Origin of the sequence: Amycolatopsis echigonensis, from assembly GCF_002846615.1 — a bacterium.
In the GTDB taxonomy this organism is placed as follows: domain Bacteria; phylum Actinomycetota; class Actinomycetes; order Mycobacteriales; family Pseudonocardiaceae; genus Amycolatopsis; species Amycolatopsis echigonensis.
Genome location: NZ_PJMY01000003.1, coordinates 6,913,172 through 6,929,715 on the forward strand (window position 1 = coordinate 6,913,172; position 16,544 = coordinate 6,929,715).

General features: G+C 70.3%; 17 protein-coding genes and 4 tRNA genes. 14 read left to right on the forward strand and 7 right to left on the reverse strand.

Annotated features, from left to right (window positions below; all coding sequences use genetic code 11):
- Positions 1-121 precede the first annotated feature (121 nt).
- Positions 122-1,441, reverse strand: coding sequence for a right-handed parallel beta-helix repeat-containing protein (locus ATK30_RS37610; protein ID WP_101439492.1), 1,320 nt, complete (start codon positions 1,439-1,441; stop codon positions 122-124).
- Positions 1,442-1,962: 521 nt separating this feature from the next.
- Between ATK30_RS37610 and ATK30_RS37615 the strand changes: the two genes are divergently transcribed.
- On the forward strand, positions 1,963-3,033 hold the full coding sequence (locus ATK30_RS37615) for a Dyp-type peroxidase (protein WP_244194968.1): 1,071 nt from the start codon (positions 1,963-1,965) through the stop codon (positions 3,031-3,033).
- Positions 3,034-3,106: 73 nt separating this feature from the next.
- Here the strand turns inward: ATK30_RS37615 and ATK30_RS37620 are convergent.
- From ATK30_RS37620 to ATK30_RS37635, 4 genes are all read right to left on the reverse strand, one after another.
- Positions 3,107-3,181 (reverse strand) — tRNA-Val (locus ATK30_RS37620).
- 1 nt (position 3,182) lies between these two features.
- Positions 3,183-3,253, reverse strand: a tRNA-Cys gene (locus ATK30_RS37625).
- A gap of 21 nt (positions 3,254-3,274) precedes the next feature.
- A tRNA-Gly gene (locus ATK30_RS37630) sits at positions 3,275-3,347 on the reverse strand.
- A gap of 139 nt (positions 3,348-3,486) precedes the next feature.
- Positions 3,487-3,912, reverse strand: a complete 426-nt coding sequence (locus ATK30_RS37635; RefSeq protein WP_005159130.1) for an SsgA family sporulation/cell division regulator — start codon at positions 3,910-3,912, stop codon at positions 3,487-3,489.
- Positions 3,913-4,303: 391 nt separating this feature from the next.
- Here ATK30_RS37635 and ATK30_RS37640 point away from each other — a divergent pair.
- Positions 4,304-4,378 (forward strand) — tRNA-Val (locus ATK30_RS37640).
- Positions 4,379-4,429: 51 nt separating this feature from the next.
- Here the strand turns inward: ATK30_RS37640 and ATK30_RS37645 are convergent.
- The gene (locus ATK30_RS37645; protein WP_101439494.1) at positions 4,430-4,687 is read right to left on the reverse strand and encodes a hypothetical protein; all 258 of its coding nucleotides are present in this window, start codon (positions 4,685-4,687) and stop codon (positions 4,430-4,432) included.
- Positions 4,684-5,223, reverse strand: coding sequence for an RNA polymerase sigma factor (locus tag ATK30_RS37650; protein WP_101439495.1), 540 nt, complete (start codon positions 5,221-5,223; stop codon positions 4,684-4,686). Before ATK30_RS37650 ends, ATK30_RS37645 begins: the two co-directional genes overlap by 4 nt.
- A 382-nt stretch (positions 5,224-5,605) precedes the next feature.
- On the opposite strand from ATK30_RS37650, the gene ATK30_RS45455 reads away from it, so the two are divergent.
- The 12 genes from ATK30_RS45455 (at position 5,606) to ATK30_RS37705 (ending at position 16,507) form a co-directional block, all read left to right on the forward strand.
- Complete coding sequence (locus ATK30_RS45455) at positions 5,606-6,058, forward strand: nitroreductase family deazaflavin-dependent oxidoreductase (protein ID WP_244194846.1); 453 nt, start codon at positions 5,606-5,608, stop codon at positions 6,056-6,058.
- 15 nt (positions 6,059-6,073) lie between these two features.
- Positions 6,074-6,487 (forward strand): hemerythrin domain-containing protein, encoded by a 414-nt coding sequence (locus tag ATK30_RS45460; RefSeq protein WP_167442070.1) that lies wholly within the window; start codon positions 6,074-6,076, stop codon positions 6,485-6,487.
- A 569-nt stretch (positions 6,488-7,056) separates the two neighbouring features.
- The gene (locus tag ATK30_RS37660) at positions 7,057-8,607 is read left to right on the forward strand and encodes a sugar transferase (protein ID WP_208637523.1); all 1,551 of its coding nucleotides are present in this window, start codon (positions 7,057-7,059) and stop codon (positions 8,605-8,607) included.
- 155 nt (positions 8,608-8,762) lie between these two features.
- Positions 8,763-9,374 (forward strand): malonic semialdehyde reductase, encoded by a 612-nt coding sequence (locus ATK30_RS37665; protein ID WP_101439496.1) that lies wholly within the window; start codon positions 8,763-8,765, stop codon positions 9,372-9,374.
- 168 nt (positions 9,375-9,542) lie between these two features.
- Positions 9,543-11,570: a threonine--tRNA ligase gene (gene thrS / locus ATK30_RS37670; RefSeq protein WP_101439497.1), complete on the forward strand. Its 2,028-nt coding sequence runs from the start codon at positions 9,543-9,545 to the stop codon at positions 11,568-11,570.
- The gene (locus ATK30_RS37675) at positions 11,567-12,109 is read left to right on the forward strand and encodes an HIT family protein (RefSeq protein ID WP_101439498.1); all 543 of its coding nucleotides are present in this window, start codon (positions 11,567-11,569) and stop codon (positions 12,107-12,109) included. Before thrS ends, ATK30_RS37675 begins: the two co-directional genes overlap by 4 nt.
- Positions 12,110-12,159: 50 nt before the next feature.
- The gene (locus ATK30_RS37680; RefSeq protein ID WP_101439499.1) at positions 12,160-12,690 is read left to right on the forward strand and encodes a MarR family winged helix-turn-helix transcriptional regulator; all 531 of its coding nucleotides are present in this window, start codon (positions 12,160-12,162) and stop codon (positions 12,688-12,690) included.
- 100 nt (positions 12,691-12,790) lie between these two features.
- Positions 12,791-13,438 (forward strand): phosphatidylinositol phosphate synthase, encoded by a 648-nt coding sequence (gene pgsA, locus ATK30_RS37685; RefSeq protein ID WP_101439500.1) that lies wholly within the window; start codon positions 12,791-12,793, stop codon positions 13,436-13,438.
- On the forward strand, positions 13,435-14,337 hold the full coding sequence (locus tag ATK30_RS37690; RefSeq protein WP_101439501.1) for a phosphatidylinositol mannoside acyltransferase: 903 nt from the start codon (positions 13,435-13,437) through the stop codon (positions 14,335-14,337). Before pgsA ends, ATK30_RS37690 begins: the two co-directional genes overlap by 4 nt.
- 17 nt (positions 14,338-14,354) lie before the next feature.
- Positions 14,355-15,497 (forward strand): glycosyltransferase family 4 protein, encoded by a 1,143-nt coding sequence (locus ATK30_RS37695; RefSeq protein ID WP_101441277.1) that lies wholly within the window; start codon positions 14,355-14,357, stop codon positions 15,495-15,497.
- Positions 15,494-15,979, forward strand: coding sequence for a LemA family protein (locus ATK30_RS37700; RefSeq protein WP_101439502.1), 486 nt, complete (start codon positions 15,494-15,496; stop codon positions 15,977-15,979). The genes ATK30_RS37695 and ATK30_RS37700 overlap by 4 nt, the downstream gene beginning before the upstream one ends.
- A 15-nt stretch (positions 15,980-15,994) precedes the next feature.
- Positions 15,995-16,507, forward strand: a complete 513-nt coding sequence (locus tag ATK30_RS37705; RefSeq protein WP_208637524.1) for an XdhC family protein — start codon at positions 15,995-15,997, stop codon at positions 16,505-16,507.
- Positions 16,508-16,544: the final 37 nt, after the last annotated feature.

Sequence of the window (16,544 nt, forward strand, 5' to 3'; positions counted from 1 at the left end):
TGCGGGTTCGGCATGATGGTGCCTTGTCTCGCTCTGTCAACCAGCATGCGGCGAACGCCCGCGTTTCCGGAAGCCCTTGCTGCCGCCGCACAACCGGATGCCTGGTGAGTGTCCGCTGTCCTCAAGCGGCGGCCACGGAAGCCCGGTCTGCCAGCAACGAGGCCGCGGGTGCCTGGATTTTCGCGACGTCCGGAAATTCCGGCACGGCCGGGACGACGGTAGGTCCGGCCGTGCGCGCGTCCGGGAACTGGGGCTGCGACGGCGGCGCCGCGACGTCCGTAAACGGGATGCCCGCAGGCGGTTTCGCCCTCGTCCACGCTCCCGAGGGCGAGGCAGCACCTGCCGCGGGACACGCAGCACTTGTCACCAATCCCTCCGGAATCGTGTGCGGCACGCCGGAATCAAGACAGTTTCCGCTGCCCTTCGTGGTGCCGGGGAAGGTCCAGCCGACGTCGATGCCGTTCGCCGCGAAGACGTCGCCGACGATCTGGTTGTCCTTCGGCGGCACGTCCTGGGTCGCGGTGAGGACGAGCCCGGCGTTCGCGTTCCCGGCGATCCGGTTGCGCAGCACCTGGTTGCCGCTGCCGCCGTCGATGCCGATCCCGATGCCCCAGCCGCCGTCGGCCTGCTCCGGGGTCGCCGCCTGGCCGTTGGCCGCGACCAGATTGCCGGCGACCACCGAATCCCGCTGCGGCAACAGCTTTTCCTGATGGTCGGAGTTGGTGGTGAGCCCGACGCGGTTCCCGCTGAACCGGTTCCCGGCGACGTACATGTCGCCGCTGGCGTTCGTGCCCTCGTAGCCGACCGCGTTGAGCTCCGCGACGTTGTCCCGCACCACCGTCCGGCACGGTTTGCATTGGCCGACATAGATTCCGGAATCAGCGCCGCCGGACGTGTAAGACTGCTCGATCACTCCGTTCTGTGCGGAAAACGCATAGATTCCGTAGAGACCGTTGCGGGTGGCGGTGACGTGCGAGACCAGGAACGAAGTGAGGAAACGGATCGGCTCGTCGCCGGTGTCGTAACCGCCTCCGTGCCCCGGCAGCCCCGACGCGGCCTTCACCGAACCGGTCACGAGCACGCCGTTCTGCGTGTGATTCCGGACTGTCAGGTTCTCGACCGCAACCCCCGGCGCGGACACGACGACGCCGTTGTCCCGCTTCAGCTGCCCGTCGACGACGACCTTCTCCCGCACTTCGCCGCGCAGCGTGACCCGCGGCGTCGCGATCTTCACCGTTTCGTGGTACTCGCCCGGCGCGACGAGCACGAGATCTCCCGCCTGAGCCAGGGAAACAGCGGCGGAAATGGTCGGCGCGTCGGCGGGAACGCGGATCGTCACGCCCGCCCCGTCCGGCCGATGCCCCTCGGCGGAGGAAGAACCACATCCGCTGACCAATGCCGCGGACAACCCCAGGATCGCCACGATGGCGAGAAAACGCATACGCCCAGTCTGGCACGAGCGCCGGATACCGTTGGAGTGATTGTTGGCCGGTTGGCGGACGTGCGCTTGGTTGGCTGCTGCGCCGGGGGATTCGGCGAGGCGCGGTGGCGGGGCCTGGGAGGTGAATTCGCCGCGAGGGCGCGGGATCGCTCGCCGCGCGGACGGACATGCACTTGGTTGGCCGCTGGATTCGCCGAGGCGCGGTGGCGGGGCCGGACTGCGAGACGAGTTCGCCAGGAGGGCTGGGATCGCTGGCTGGGTTGGCGGTCGCCTCGTGCGGGAACCATCCCCGCGGAATCAGCAATCTCGCAGCCAAGCCCGCCGTGGCAACCCAGGCGAATCGGCGTGAGCTCATCAGGCCGGTTTGTCGGACGCAGTCGCCGGGGCAGTGAGGGGGCGGTCGCCATCGAACCAGGCATCACGCCGAGCCGAATTCGCCTCAGGCACCGGGATCTGTCACGCTGCCCGACGTGAATTCCGCTGAGCGCCGCCCTTCCCGTCGCGCATTTCTCGGGGCGGCGGTGACCGCCGGACTTGCCGCCGGGTGTCACGCGGCCTCCGCGCCGGATGCCGACACCCGGCCGGGCCCGATCCAGCACACCGGCCCTCACCAAGCCGGGATCACCACCCCGCAACAACCGCAACCGCACCTATTAGTCGTCGCCGCAGATGTTTCCGTTGCGCCGGGGCCCCTTCTGGCCGAATTAGGCAGCCACATTCTGGCCATGGCCGCGGGAACCGACGCACGGCTGCTGGGCTTGCCCCCAGGCGACCTGACCGTGACGGTCGGCATCGGTCCCCGGTTGGTCCAGTCCAGCGATCCGCACCTGCCCGGCGCGAAGGACCTCTCTCCGGCCGCGCACGAGGCGATCGCTCCGTCCGACCGCGGCGGCGATCTGCTGCTACAGATCTGCGCGAGCGACTCGCTCGTCCCGCCCGTCGCCGCGTCCGCGCTCCTGGCGAGGCCGGGTGTGCGCGAGCGCTGGCGTCAGTCAGGCGGACGCGGGCCGCGCGTCCCGGTCTCGGACGGGCAGACCGCGCCGCGGAACGTCGTGGGTTTCGTCGACGGCATCATCGGCCCGCGCACTCCCGCCGAGCAGCAGCGGGATCTGTGGCTCGCCGGCCCGGCTCCGGTCGCGGGCGGCACGCTCGCCGTCGTCCGGCGGATGGCGCTGGACGTCGCGCGGTTCGCCGCATTGCCGCTCGCGGAACAGGAGGCGGTCTTCGGCCGCCGGAGAGACACTGGGATCCCGCTGTCGGGCGGCGCGATCGCCGACGGGCCGGATCTGGGCGCCAAAACCCCGGACGGCCGCTATCTCGTCCCCGCCGAAGCGCACATCCGCCGAGCCCACGCGAACGTCGTCGGGGCCGGGCTCATGCTGCGCCGCAGCTACAGCATCGACACGCCGGCGCCCGGCCTCCTCTTCGTGAGCTTCCAGAACGACCTGCACACGTTCACCGCCACCCTGGCCAGCATGGAGACCGCGGACGCGCTGCTGCCGTTCACGACCACCACCGCGAGCGGGACCTTCCTGATCCTCCCCGGCTTCGACGAGCGCCGGCCGCTGGGCTCGACCTTGTTCCCGTCGTGAGCGGATGCCCTGGGGAACGGAAAAAGCCCCGCCTCTCCGAGGAGAAGCAGGGCCTCCGAACTGCGAAACACGATGGTGCGCGATACTGGGATTGAACCAGTGACCTCTTCCGTGTCAGGGAAGCGCTCTCCCGCTGAGCTAATCGCGCGAGGTGGAGACGGGATTCGAACCCGTGTACACGGCTTTGCAGGCCGTTGCCTCGCCTCTCGGCCACTCCACCGCATGGGGCTTGAGCCCTCCGAGCGGACGACGGGATTCGAACCCGCGACCCTCACCTTGGCAAGGTGATGCGCTACCAGCTGCGCTACGTCCGCACTACCTGTGGCTCCGAGGCGGCACCGGGAATCTCGCGATTCCGGCTCGCACCCCGTCGCCGTGGTGTGAAGAAACCATAGCCGATCCCGGCGACCGTCCCGGCACCGGGGGGTTGTTGGCCCGCCCGCGGGCCGGTGATCAGGCCAGATCGTTCGGGATCAGGTGGGTGAGCGCGTCGTCGACGTCGACCCACAGGTGCTCGTTGCCCGGCAGCACGACGTCGTACGTGCGATCCAGGAAATCGGCCAGCTCCTGCGCGGACGCCTCGAACATGGCGTGCCCGGACGGGGAGTTCAGCTCGATCAGGACCGACTCCGGGTCCTCCACCGAAGGCCGGATGCGGACGTCCCCGTCGCCGGCGTCGGCGAGCAGGCCGTCGGCGAGCAGGTCGCGCGCGTAGACCCATTCGACCCAGCCCGCCCGCCCGGTGCGGAAGGCGGCGACGACGGCGTACGGGTCGCGGGTGTCGTAGCGCAGCTCCACCTTCACCGGAACCGCCGGGGTCCGCGGCGCCAGCAGGTCGAAGACCGCCGTCGAGCGGAGCGTCACGTGATCGTTGCGCATCGTCCTACCCTTCGTCTCCCTTCCCGGCCCGGACGACCGAGGACGACGGTGAGACGCACCAGGAGCCCGGATCCGTCGCGGGTGCGCTCGAGATCACCCGTTCGAGACCGTCTGCCCCGAGGTCCGTCCGGTCCGTCGCCGTCCGTGCCGCGCAGCCTTCAGCGGGCGCCCGGTGGGGAGCCACCGGTACATCTTGCGCGGTTCGGCCGCTGTGCGATAGCACCGTCGCACGGATGTCGCGGACGCCCGCACGCGCCCCCGCCCGTGCAGGGCCTCGGTTAGCTCGGGGTTGTTCGGACGGTATTCGCAGGCAGACGGGCGGTAATCAGATCAAACCACCCGTTTGCAGGCCCCCGAAAGTCGTGGGGTAGGCTGGTTTCGCACCGCGAGCGGGCGATTAGCTCAGCGGGAGAGCGCTTCGTTCACACCGAAGAGGTCACTGGTTCGATCCCAGTATCGCCCACCAGCACTTCTCCGATGGCCTGCCGACGATCTCCGCCGGCAGGCCATCGGCGTTTCAGGAGCCCGTCCTCGACACGCCGCACTGCCCGTCCGCGCACGTCCTCTCCAGGCGGCCCCGCGACAGGGTCTGCACCAGCCCGGCCACCCAGCACGTCGGGCATCCCCGCAGCGCCAGCACGCCCACGGGCAGGGCCACCAGGCTTGCCCATCCGATCACCGGGGCCAGCGCGATCGACGCCGCGATCAGTCCGAACCCGACGATTCCGCGGGCGAGGTGCACCGTCAGGGACTTGCTGGCGTACGACGTGCTCATCGGTCTTCCTCCGGGAGATCCAGGCGGGCGCGCACGGCGGCGCGGGCGCGGTGCAGCCGCGACTTCATCGCCGCCGGGCTCAGGCCGAGCGACTTGGCGACGGTCTTTCCCGGCAGACCCTGTATGTCGCGCATGATCAGCACGCCGCGCTGATCGCCGGGCAGCGACGCGATGGCGGCGGAAAGGCGCTCGACCTCCAGCCTGCCCAGCACGTCGTCCTCGGCGGACGGACCCGCGGCTTCCGGGATCGGCTCGTCGCGCTGCACGAGGGCACGCGCCCGGCGCAGGCACTCGTTGCGCACGATCCGGAACATCCACGACGCCAGCGCGGCCGTTGCCCGCAGCGTTCCGATCTTGCGGAACAGGACGATCATCGCCTCCTGTGCCGCGTCTTCGGCGTCCTGGCTGCTCGCGCACAACGAGAACGCGAACCGCCGGACGTGCGGGTACGCGCCGGAGACCAGCACGGCGATCGACGCCTCGTCTCCGCGCTGCGCTGCCGCGACGAGCTGGTCGGCCGGCCAGGGCTCAGCCACGCTTCGACCTTCCGCGCGCTCGCAGGAACACCACGCAGCTGCACACCAGAACCGCCACGACCACCACCGCGACAATGACTACGGTCATCGAACCTCCTTCGACGCGTCGGCCTCGTGGCCGCACGTCCATAAGAGCGGCCGGCCCGGCGAAAGGATTCAGCCGCACGAAGAGCGGCGGCTGTGCTAACTTAGCCGTGCGCCCCGTATGGGCCTACGCATGGAGGTAGCGGCTAACCAGCCAGCACAGAGATCGGGCTCTCCGTCTCTCGCAGTTCCGCGGATCCGTCAGCCGGATCGCTGCGCCATGCCTGTGCCTGCGGGGTCTTTCGCGTCCCTTCCTGTGCTCGACGCCTCCTTTCCGGAAACAACCGAAAGGAATTGTGTGAGCAACGATTTCCACCGCCGGCTCATCGCCGAGTTCCGCGCGAACCGCGGAGCGCTGAGCGGCATGTTCGAGGGCTGGTCGCTGGCCGTGCTGACGACGATCGGCGCGAAGACCGGTCTCAGCCGGGAAGTATTGCTCGGCTACCTGCAGATCGACGGCAACGGGGTGGTCGTCGCGTCGGCGAACGGAGCGGAGCGCAATCCCGCCTGGTACCACAACATCCGGCGGAATCCGAGGGTGACCGTCGAGACCGGCAGCGACACGTATCAGGCAATGGCGGCTATTCCGCAGGGGATCGCGTACGAGAAGCTTTTCGCGCGAGTGGTCTCGGAAGCACCGGGCTACGGCGATTATCAGGCGAAGACGTCCCGCGAGATTCCGGTGGTCGTATTGCATCGGATCGATGCACGTGTCAAAGGCATGGGGGATTGGCTCGTCGAAGTGCACTAATGGTTTCGCGCCGAGTTGCAGGCGCTGCGGGAGCACGCGGACCACCTGGCCAACGGCAGCGGGACCGCGATCGTCCGGCCGAAACCGGACTTGGCTCAGGAGATGCGCACGCACTGCCTCAGCTTCTGCACCGCGCTGCGCCGGCATCACGTCGGCGAGGACTCGGTGGTGTTCCCCTCGCTGGCGGAGCAATTCCCGGCGCTCGCCCCGGCCATCGCGCAGCTTGCCGAGCAGCATCAGGTGGCAGCGCGGCTGCAGGACTCGATCCGGGAACTGGTCGACGGTTTCGTTCCGGGCGCATCCGACCCGGGGAGGCTGCGGACCGAACTGGAGCGGCTCGCCGGGGAACTGGAGGCGCACTTCGCCTTCGAGGAGCAAGCCGTGGTGACCGCGCTCAACGCGACGGCCGCGGCACCGCCGACGGCTTGAGCCTTGGGTCCAGTGTCCAGTGTGGACCCGCGCACGGGCTAGTCCGCGAGAAATGTGCGGCGGAGGTCCGCTTCCGGCAGCGGGGGAGTGGTTCAGTCCACCCAAACAGCCGGAAAGCGGGCGCCGCCGCGCATTCCGGCGCGGATCGCGCTGTGCGCAAGGGAAATCGGCGAGTCGGCGGAGAGCTTGTGCCCGAACGGCGGTTGGGGCGGGTGCGGCCGCCGCCGCTGACCCGCGCGGGGGAGCCGATTCGGCTGCGGGCCTGCTGGGCCGTTCGGGGTAGGTAGTGGGAAACTTGACTACCGCGGGTAATTCCGGTTGCCGGGTCAGCGTGACCCATCGTGATGCCCCCGTTATCTTCCCGGTGCTTCCTGACCGGAAAGACCCGCAGGCCGTGGCCGGAAAATCTCTGTAACACCGCCCGCTGACCACCCGATACCTTGGCGAGTGTCACACGTTCGGCGAGGCGGGCAGGACCGTCCCCCTGATCACGGATTGTGATCATCAGTCCTGACTCACCGTGCCGGTGGCGATCAGGTCCGGGGAGCTTGCGCAGCGCGGGAGGACTGATGGAAGAACCGTTGCGGTCATGGCCCGCGGACGGTGTTTCGCTGCCGAGGGTCGACCTCCGGGCGGTGCCCGCGCCGCCGGTCGACGTGGCGGTGCCGCCGCCCGGCCGTGCCGCCGAAGACCGGCTCGACCCGGCCACGGTCTGCCCGGCGGAAGGCGATCCGCCGAAAACCCACGCCGCGGAGTGGGAAAAGCGCTACCGCAGGACCGTGATCGCGGCGGATCTCGTCGCGGCGTGCGTGGTGATCGCGATCAGCGCGTTCGTCATCGACCGGCTCGCCCCGCACGACATGCACGCGTTCGGCACCGCGTTCGCGATCCTCTGCGCGCTCCCGGTCAGCCGGGCGTGGAGCGCGCGGGTGCTGGGAGAGGGCCCCGAGGAGTACCGCACGCTGGGCCGGGCGTTGATCACCGCGGCGGTGCTGGTCGCGTTCGGCGGGCTGTTGTTCGGTGCGCTCGAAGTGCAGCCGTGGGTGTTTTTCGTAGTGCCCGCCGTCGCATTGGTGCTGTTTCCCCAGCGGTATGTGCTCCGGCAGATTCTGCACCGGAAACGGCGGCGCGGGCTGTGCCTGCTTCCGGTGATGGCCGCGGGCAGCGCGGAGACTGTCGAGGACCTGATCAAGCGGACCCGGACCGAAGCGCACGTCGGGTGGCGGGTCGAGGCGGTCTGCACGTCCACCGGGACCGGGGAGATCGAAGGGGTTCCGGTCGTCGGGCGGCTCGAGGAGCTTTCCCGGCACGTGCGCCGCGGCGGGTACCGGGTCGTCGCGATCACGGCCGACCAGTACTGGAATCCGGAGCGGCTGCAGCGGCTCGCCTGGGATCTCGAAGGCACGTCGTCGGAAATGGTCGTCGCGCCGGTGCTGATGGAGGTCGCCGGACCCCGGCTGAACGTCAGCGGAGTCCTGGGCATGCCGCTGCTGCGGGTGACCGCGCCCGCGTTCACCGGCGGACGCCGGCTGGTCAAAGAAGTCGTCGACCGATGCGGCGCGGCGTTGCTGCTCGCGCTGTTCTCGCCGCTGTTGCTGGCGATCGCGGTAGCGGTGAAGGCGGGCGACCGCGGGCCGGTGGTCTACCGGCAGCGGCGCATCGGCAAGGACGGCGAAGCGTTCACCATGCTCAAATTCCGCACCATGGTCGTCGACGCGCATCTGATCCGGCGCGACTTGGAGAAAGCGAACGAAGGCGCGGGGCCGCTGTTCAAGATGAAGAAGGACCCCCGGGTCACCAAGGTCGGCGGGCTGCTGCGGCGGTACTCGCTCGACGAGCTGCCGCAGCTGTTCAACGTCGTCGCCGGGCGGATGTCGCTGGTCGGGCCCCGGCCGCCGCTGCCGGAAGAGACGGCGACGTACGCTCCGGCCGCGCGCCGCAGGCTGCTCGTGAAACCGGGCCTGACCGGGCTGTGGCAGGTGAGCGGGCGCAGCGATCTTTCCTGGGACGAGAGCATCCGGCTCGACCTGCGCTACGTCGAGGACTGGTCGCTGGCGCTGGACCTGGTGATCCTCTGGAAGACCTTCCGGGCCGTGCTCGCCGGGCAGGGCGCCTACTGACCTGAGAGAATCGCGCCGACGACGGCCGCCGGTCCGCGTGGACCGGCGGCCGTTTCCGTGCGCTGGGTCACAACCGCGCGGGACGCGAAATAGTCAAGCGTTCAACCATGTTGGTGCCGTGCGTAGGCGACCGCACGGAAGGAACGAAGGATCCGATGACTACTTTCGCAGAGTCCGAGCAGCTGCAGGTGCCCGCCGAGGTGCAGGACCTCCTGTTCCGCGAGGCCCGCACGGCCAACAGCTTCAGCTCGGAGCCGGTGACCGACGAGCAGGTCCGCGCGATCTACGACCTCGTCAAATGGGCCCCGACGTCGATGAACACCCAGCCGCTGCGCGCGCTGGTGATCCGCAGCGACGAGGCGAAGCAGCGCCTGCTGCCGCACCTGGCCGAGGGCAACCGCGCCAAGACCGAAGCCGCGCCGCTGACCGTGATCCTGGCCGCGGACGTCGACTTCCACGAGAACATCCCGCAGGTCTTCCCGCACAACCCGGGCGTGAAGGACAACTTCGCCGACGAGTCCGGCCGTGTCGAGTTCTCCAAGCTGAACTCGCTGCTGCAGGTCGGCTACTTCATCATCGGCGTGCGCGCCGCCGGACTGGCCGCGGGCCCGATGACCGGCTTCGACGCCGCCGGCGTGGACAAGGAGTTCTTCTCCGGCAACAACTGGCGTTCGCTCGTCGTGGTGAACGTCGGCAAGCCGGGCGAGAACCCGTGGTTCGACCGCCTGCCGCGGCTCGACTTCGACCAGGTCGTCGAAACGCTCTGACCCTTCCGCTGTCGCCGAGAGGCCGCCCCGCACGCCCGGGGCGGCCTTCCGGCGTTCGCCGCGGCAGCGGGTCGCGGCCGCCGCGCGATACCGCGAGATATCGCGACAGGCCCTCCGACTAGCATCAGCGGGAGCCGTTTCAGTCACTTCTCCCAAAGGAGCCCGATCGTGTCCCAACCGTCGTCAGCTGCCGCCGTACCCGCCCCGCGCGTGGTGGTGCCGGCGGGCACTACGGCGGGCGCCGCGGTGCGCGAAGCCGGGCTGCCCACCAAGGGCCCGGACACGATCGTCGTCGTCCGCGACGTCGACGGGAAACTGCGCGACCTCGCGTGGACCCCGGAAGCGCAGGCCCAGGTCGAAGCCGTCGCGGCGAACACCGAGGACGGCCGCAGCGTGATCCGGCACTCCGCCGCGCACGTGCTCGCGCAGGCCGTGCAGCAGGAATTCCCGGACGCCAAGCTCGGCATCGGCCCGCCGGTGCGCGACGGCTTCTACTACGACTTCGCGGTCGAAAAGCCGTTCACGCCCGAGGATCTGCAGAAGCTCGAGAAGCGGATGAAGCAGATCGTCAAGGGCGCGCAGCAGTTCTCGCGCCGCGTCTTCGACTCCGTCGACGAGGCGAAGGAAGAGCTGAAGGACGAGCCGTTCAAGCTCGAGCTCGTCGACCTGAAGTCCGATGTGGACACGACCGAGGTCATGGAGGTCGGCGGCGGCGAGCTGACCATCTACGACAACCTCGACCCGCGCACCAAGGAACGCGTGTGGAGCGACCTCTGCCGCGGCCCGCACGTGCCCACCACCAAGTTCATCCCGGCCTTCAAGCTCACCCGGGTGGCCGCCGCGTACTGGCGCGGCAACGAGAAAAACCAGCAGCTGCAACGGATCTACGGCACCGCGTGGGAATCTGCCGAGGCGCAGGACGCCCACCTCGAACGCCTCGCCGAGGCCGAACGCCGCGACCACCGCAAGCTCGGCGCCGAACTGGACTTGTTCTCCTTCCCCGAGGAGATCGGCTCCGGCCTCCCGGTGTTCCACCCCAAGGGCGGCATCATCCGCCGCGAGCTGGAGAACTACTCGCGCCGCAGGCACGAGGAAGCCGGCTACGAATTCGTGAACACGCCGCACATCTCCAAGGGCGACCTGTTCCACACCTCCGGGCACCTCCCGTACTACGCGGACACCATGTTCCCGCCGGTGCAGTTCGAGGAAGAGGACTACTACCTCAAGGCCATGAACTGCCCGATGCACAACCTGATCTTCCGCTCGCGCGGGCGGTCCTACCGCGAACTGCCGCTGCGGCTGTTCGAATTCGGCACCGTCTACCGCTACGAGAAGTCCGGCGTCGTGCACGGCCTCACCCGCGTGCGCGGCCTGACGATGGACGATTCGCACATCTACTGCACCAAGGAGCAGATGCCGGGCGAGCTGCGGTCGCTGCTCAAGTTCGTGCTGGACCTGCTCGCCGACTACGGCCTGTCCGACTTCTACCTCGAACTGTCCACGCGCGGGGACTCGGACAAGTTCATCGGCGAGGACTGGGAGTGGGAGGAGGCCACCGAGACGCTGCGGCAGGCCGCCGTCGACTCCGGCCTCGAACTGGTGCCGGACCCGGGCGGCGCGGCCTTCTACGGCCCGAAGATCTCGGTGCAGGCCAAGGACGCCATCGGCCGCACCTGGCAGATGTCGACCATCCAGCTCGACTTCAACCAGAACAAGCGGTTCGGGCTGGAGTACACCGCGCCCGACGGCAGCCGCCAGCGGCCGATCATGATCCACCGCGCGCTGTTCGGGTCGATCGAACGGTTCTTCGGCGTGCTGACCGAGCACTACGCGGGCGCGTTCCCGGCGTGGCTGTCGCCGGTGCAGACGGTCGCCATCCCGATCACCGCGGACCAGGTCGAGTACCTGCACGGCGTGGAGAAGGCGTTGCGCGCCAAGGGGATCCGCGTCGAGGTCGACGCGAGCGACGACCGGATGCAGAAGAAGATCCGCACCCACACCACGCAGAAGGTGCCGTTCCTGCTGCTGGCCGGCGCGAAGGACGCGGAGGCGGGCGCGGTGTCGTTCCGGTTCCGCGACGGCGGCCAGATCAACGGGGTCCCGGTGGACCAGGCCGTCGAGGCGATCGCCGAATGGGTCGCGCGCCGGGAGAACGCGTCGCCGTCGGCCGAGGCCGTGGAGAAGATCCTGAAGTGACCGAGCCGGAACTCGTCGAACAGGACGGGGTCGGGGTCCCGGACGCGCTGCAGCGGCTGTGGACCCCGCACCGGATGGCCTACATCCGCGGCCAGGACAAGCCGGACGACGACGAGTCCGCCGGCTGCCCGTTCTGCCGCCTGCCCGGTCTCGGCGACGACAAGCGCGCCCTGATCGTCGCCCGCGGCGAGACGGTGTTCGCGGTGCTGAACCTGTACCCGTACAACCCGGGGCACCTGATGGTGGTCCCGTACCGGCACGTCGCGGACTACCCCGACCTCACCGCCGAGGAGACGCGCGAGCTGGCCGAGTTCACCCAGCACGCGATGGGCGTGATCCGGGCGGTCTCGGCGGCGCACGGGTTCAACATCGGGATGAACCAGGGCGTGATCGCCGGGGCGGGCATCGCCGCGCATCTGCACCAGCACCTGGTGCCGCGCTGGGGCGGCGACGCGAACTTCATGCCGGTGATCGGGCACACGAAGGTGCTGCCGCAGCTGCTCGGCGAAACCCGCGACCTGCTGGCGGGCGCGTGGTGAGGCCGGTCGCGCCGCGGTAATTGAGTGCTCAACCAGCGTATGATGGCGATATGTCCGAACCACGCTGGCTGACCGACGACGAGCAGCGGGTCTGGCGCGCCTACGCGCAGGCCAGCTCGCTGCTGCAGGCACACCTCGAAGGCCAGCTGCAGCGCGAATCGGGCATGCCGCACGCGTACTACGAGGTGCTCGTCGCGTTGTCCGAAGCGGACGGACGGCGGCTGCGGATGAGCGAACTCGCGTCGGTGCGCGCCTCGTCGCGCAGCAGGCTGTCGCACGCGGTGGCGCGGCTGGAGGCCAAGGGCTGGGTGCGGCGCGAGTCGTGCCCCACCGACAAGCGCGGGTCGTGGGCGGTGCTCACCGACGCCGGGTTCGCCGCGCTGAAGGAGGCGGCCCCGGGGCACGTCGAGGCGGTGCGGGAATCGCTGTTCGACCAGCTGACAGCCGAGCAGGTGCGCCAGCTCGGCGAGATTTCCGAGGCGATCCTGGCCGGGCTGCGGCCTAAATGCCAGGCCGTCCGGGAGGCAGAGGAAGCGGCGGAATTCGCCGCGCCCGTCGTCGAACTGCCGAAATCCGGCTGACGTTCCGGCGGGTCGCGGGCGGGCGGGTCCGGTTCGGACAGCGGGGTCGATAGGCTTTCGTCGCCCACCCGCCCCCGAATCAGGTGCACAGACGAGGAAGATGCTCAACATTTTCGCCCGTGCCTCGGTCTCCCGCGTGACGGACCCGATCGGCGCCGCCCTGGTCCGGGCCGGACTGACCCCGAACGCGATGACCGTGCTCGGCACCGCGGGCGCCGTCGCGTGCGCGCTGGCGTTCTTCCCGCAGGGGATGCTGCTGTGGGGCACGTTCACCGTGTGGGGCTTCGCCATGCTCGACCTGCTCGACGGAGCGATGGCGCGCGCCCGCGGGTACGGCACGCCCTTCGGCGCGGTGCTCGACGCGACCTGCGACCGCCTGGTCGACGGCGCGCTGTTCGCCGCGATCGCGTGGTGGTGCTTCGTCCAGGACCACAACAACCGGGCCGCGGCCGCCGCACTGATCTGTCTCGTGCTGGCCCAGGTCATTTCCTACGTCAAGGCGCGCGCCGAAGCCTCCGGCCTCGAAGCCGACGGCGGGCTGGTGGAACGCGCGGAGCGGCTCATCATCGCCCTCGTCGGCACCGGGCTGCACGGCTTGGGCGTGCCCTACACCGTCGAGATCACGCTGTGGCTGCTCGCCGTGCTGTCGGTGATCACGCTGCTGCAGCGGGCGGCGGCGGTGGCGAGCGCGGCGCGAGCGGCCGCGGCGAAACAGGCCGACTCCTCAGCAGGCGGGGCGCAACCGTGAGCACACTGTCCCAGCGGCTCAGCGAGCTCGGCTACGCGACGGGCTGGCGGCTCGTCCGCCGGCTGCCGCGGTCGTTCGGGGCGGCGACCTTCGCCTTCGGCGCCGACATGGCCGCGCGGCGCGGCGGCGGGGGAGTGCGGCAGCTGCGCGCCAACCTCGCCCGGGTGGTCCCGCAGGCCGGGGAGGCGGAGCTGGACGAGCTGGTCCGGCGCGCGATGCGGTCGTACGCGCGGTACTGGTACGAGACCTTCCGGCTCCCGGCGATGGACCACGCGGCGGTCGCGAAGCAGGTGACGGTGACCGGCGCGGAGAACATCGACGCCGCGCTCGCCGAGGGCAACGGCGCGGTGATGACGCTGCCGCACAGCGGGAACTGGGACATCGCGGGAGTCTGGCTCGCCAGTTACGCGGGCACTTTCACCACCGTCGCGGAGCGGCTCAAGCCCGAGTCGCTGTACCGCCGGTTCGTGTCGTTCCGGGAATCGCTCGGCTTCGAGATCGTGCCGCTGACCGGCGACAGCGCGGCGATGCGGCTGCTGCTGCGGCGGCTGCGCGAGAACAAGCTGGTGGTCCTGCTGGGTGACCGGGATCTGACGTCGTCCGGCATCCCGGTGCGGTTCTTCGGCGAGAAAACGCATCTGCCGCCCGGCCCGGCGCGGCTCGCCGCCACCACCGGGGCCGCGCTGCTGCCGACCGGCTGCTGGTTCACCGAGGACGGCTGGGAGATCCGGATCCACCCGCGCATCCGCGTCACGCAGCGGGCCGAGGTGCCCGCGGCGACGCAGGCGCTGGCCGACGTGTTCGCCGGCGACATCGCCGCGCATCCGGCCGACTGGCACATGCTGCAGCCGTTCTGGCCCGCCGACGCGGCGGCGCCGACGCTGGAAGAAGCGAGCTGACCCGGGTGGCGCGCGGGTTGAAGATCGGGATCGTGTGCCCGTACTCGTTCGATGTTCCCGGCGGGGTCCAGGGGCACGTGATCGACCTGGCGAAGGCGCTGCTCGAGCGCGGGCACCGGGTGTCGGTGCTGGCTCCGGCGGACGAGGACGCGCAGCTGCCGGATTTCGTGCACCCGGCGGGCAAAGCACTGGGGATTCCGTACAACGGCTCGGTCGCGCGGCTGCAGTTCGGGCCGGTTTCGTACGCCCGGGTGCGGCGGTGGATCCGGGACAACGGCTTCGACGTGCTGCACCTGCACGAACCGGCCGCGCCGAGTCTGTCGCTGCTGGCGCTGAAGGTCGCGGACGGTCCGATCGTGGCCACCTTCCACACCGCGACGACGCGCTCGCGGACGCTTTCGGCGTTCCAGCCGGTGCTGCGTCCGCTGCTGGAGAAGATCACCGCGCGGATCGCGGTGTCCGCGCTGGCCCGGCGGGTCCAGGTGGAGCACGCGGGCGGCGACGCGGTCGAGATCCCGAACGGCGTCGACGTCGAGTTCTTCTCCCGGGCCACGCCGCTGGACGGCTATCCGCGCGCGGGCGGGACGATCGGGTTCGTTGGACGGTTCACCGAACCGCGCAAGGGCATGGACGTGCTGCTGGAGGCCGCGCGGCGGCTGCTGCCGGAGTTCGAGGACCTGCGGCTGCTGGTGGTCGGCCGCGGCGAGCCGGACCAGCTGCGGCGGATGGCCGGTCCGGAGCTGTGGCCGCACATCGACCTGCTGGGCCAGGTCGACGACGAGACGAAGGCGCGGGCGCTGCGCAGCGTGGACGTCTACTGCGCGCCCAACACCGGCGGCGAGAGCTTCGGGATGATCCTCACCGAGGCGATGGCCGCGGGCACTCCGGTGCTCGCCAGCGGTCTCGACTCGTTCCGCCGCGTTCTCGACGACGGCCGCGCCGGAATGCTCACCACCACCGGCGACCCGGCGTCGCTGGCCGACGGGCTGCGCGAACTGCTGGGCGACCCGGCGCACCGGGCGTCGCTCGCGGCCGCGGCGGGCGAGCGGGTGACGGCGTACGACTGGGCGGTCGTGGTCACGCAGGTCCTGCGCGTGTACGAGACGGCCATCGCGGCGGATCCCCGGCTGGTCGTGGCGGGGGAGCGGGAGCTGGCGTGACGGTGCTGGTGTGGCTGCTCGTGGCGGCGGCCGCGGTCGTGGTGCTCGGCGGGCTGTTCCTGGTCGCGACGGCGAACCGGCTCGACCGCCTGCACGTCCGGACCGACGCCGGCTGGGCCGCGCTGGAAGCAGCTCTGGCCCGCCGCGCCGTGGTGGCGCGAGCCGTCGCCGCCGTGCTGCACGACGGCACCGACCTGCATGCCGCGGCCGCGCGAGCCGAGGCTGCCGCGCGGCCGGATCGCGAGGCCGCGGAGAACGAGCTGACGCTGGTCCTGGCGCGGGTCGACCGGTCCCAGTTGCCGGTGGTGCTCTCCGAGGAGCTGACCGACGCCGAACACCGGGTCGTCATCGCGCGCCGGGTGCACAACGACGCGGTGCGGGACACGCTGGCGCTGCGGCGGCGCCGGAAGGTGCGGTACTTCAAACTGGCCGGGACCGCGCCGTTGCCGGAGTACTTCGAATTCGCCGAGCCGGACCTCTGAGGCAGACTGAGGCGCATGACGACCGAACCCGATGCCTGCGCCGTCGCACACGGCGAGGTCGAAGAGGCTCCCGCCGAACGGACCCTGGTGGCCGTGTTCGCCTCGCCGGTCTCCCGGTACCTGCTGCGCTACGCGGCCGACCTGGGCTACCGAGCCGTGCTGTTCGAACCGGACGAGGCGCGGGCCAGCGATGCTCCCGAGGGCGTCGACGTCCGTACGACCTCGCCCTCGCCCGGTCCGGACGCGGACGTCGTGGTGACCGACCATCATCGGCCGGAGCTCGGGACGGTCCTGCAAGCCGTACTGGCGACGCCGACGCGATGGGTGGGCGTGCTGGGCAACCCGCGCCATCCGGGCCCGCACGTGGAAGCCCTGCGCGCGCTGGGCGTGCCGGAACCGGACATCGCCCGGGTGCACCGGCCGGTCGGGCTGAACATCGGCTCGCGCACCCCGGCGGAAATCGCGGTGGCGACCCTGGCCGGGCTGGTGGCGGACCGGAACGGGCGACCGGGCGGGTTCGAGTTCTGACCGTCGCGCCCCGTTTTCGAGACCGGTGACCGCTCGC

Coding starts and splice junctions, on each gene's coding strand:
- ATK30_RS37610 (WP_101439492.1), bottom strand. CDS start 1,441: ATGCGTTTTCTCGCCATCGTGGCGATCCTGGGGTTGTCCGCGGCATTG.
- ATK30_RS37635 (WP_005159130.1), bottom strand. CDS start 3,912: ATGCGCAACGATCACGTGACGCTCCGCTCGACGGCGGTCTTCGACCTG.
- ATK30_RS37645 (WP_101439494.1), bottom strand. CDS start 4,687: ATGAGCACGTCGTACGCCAGCAAGTCCCTGACGGTGCACCTCGCCCGC.
- ATK30_RS37660 (WP_208637523.1), top strand. CDS start 7,057: ATGGAAGAACCGTTGCGGTCATGGCCCGCGGACGGTGTTTCGCTGCCG.
- ATK30_RS37665 (WP_101439496.1), top strand. CDS start 8,763: ATGACTACTTTCGCAGAGTCCGAGCAGCTGCAGGTGCCCGCCGAGGTG.
- ATK30_RS37680 (WP_101439499.1), top strand. CDS start 12,160: ATGTCCGAACCACGCTGGCTGACCGACGACGAGCAGCGGGTCTGGCGC.
- pgsA (WP_101439500.1), top strand. CDS start 12,791: ATGCTCAACATTTTCGCCCGTGCCTCGGTCTCCCGCGTGACGGACCCG.
- ATK30_RS37705 (WP_208637524.1), top strand. CDS start 15,995: ATGACGACCGAACCCGATGCCTGCGCCGTCGCACACGGCGAGGTCGAA.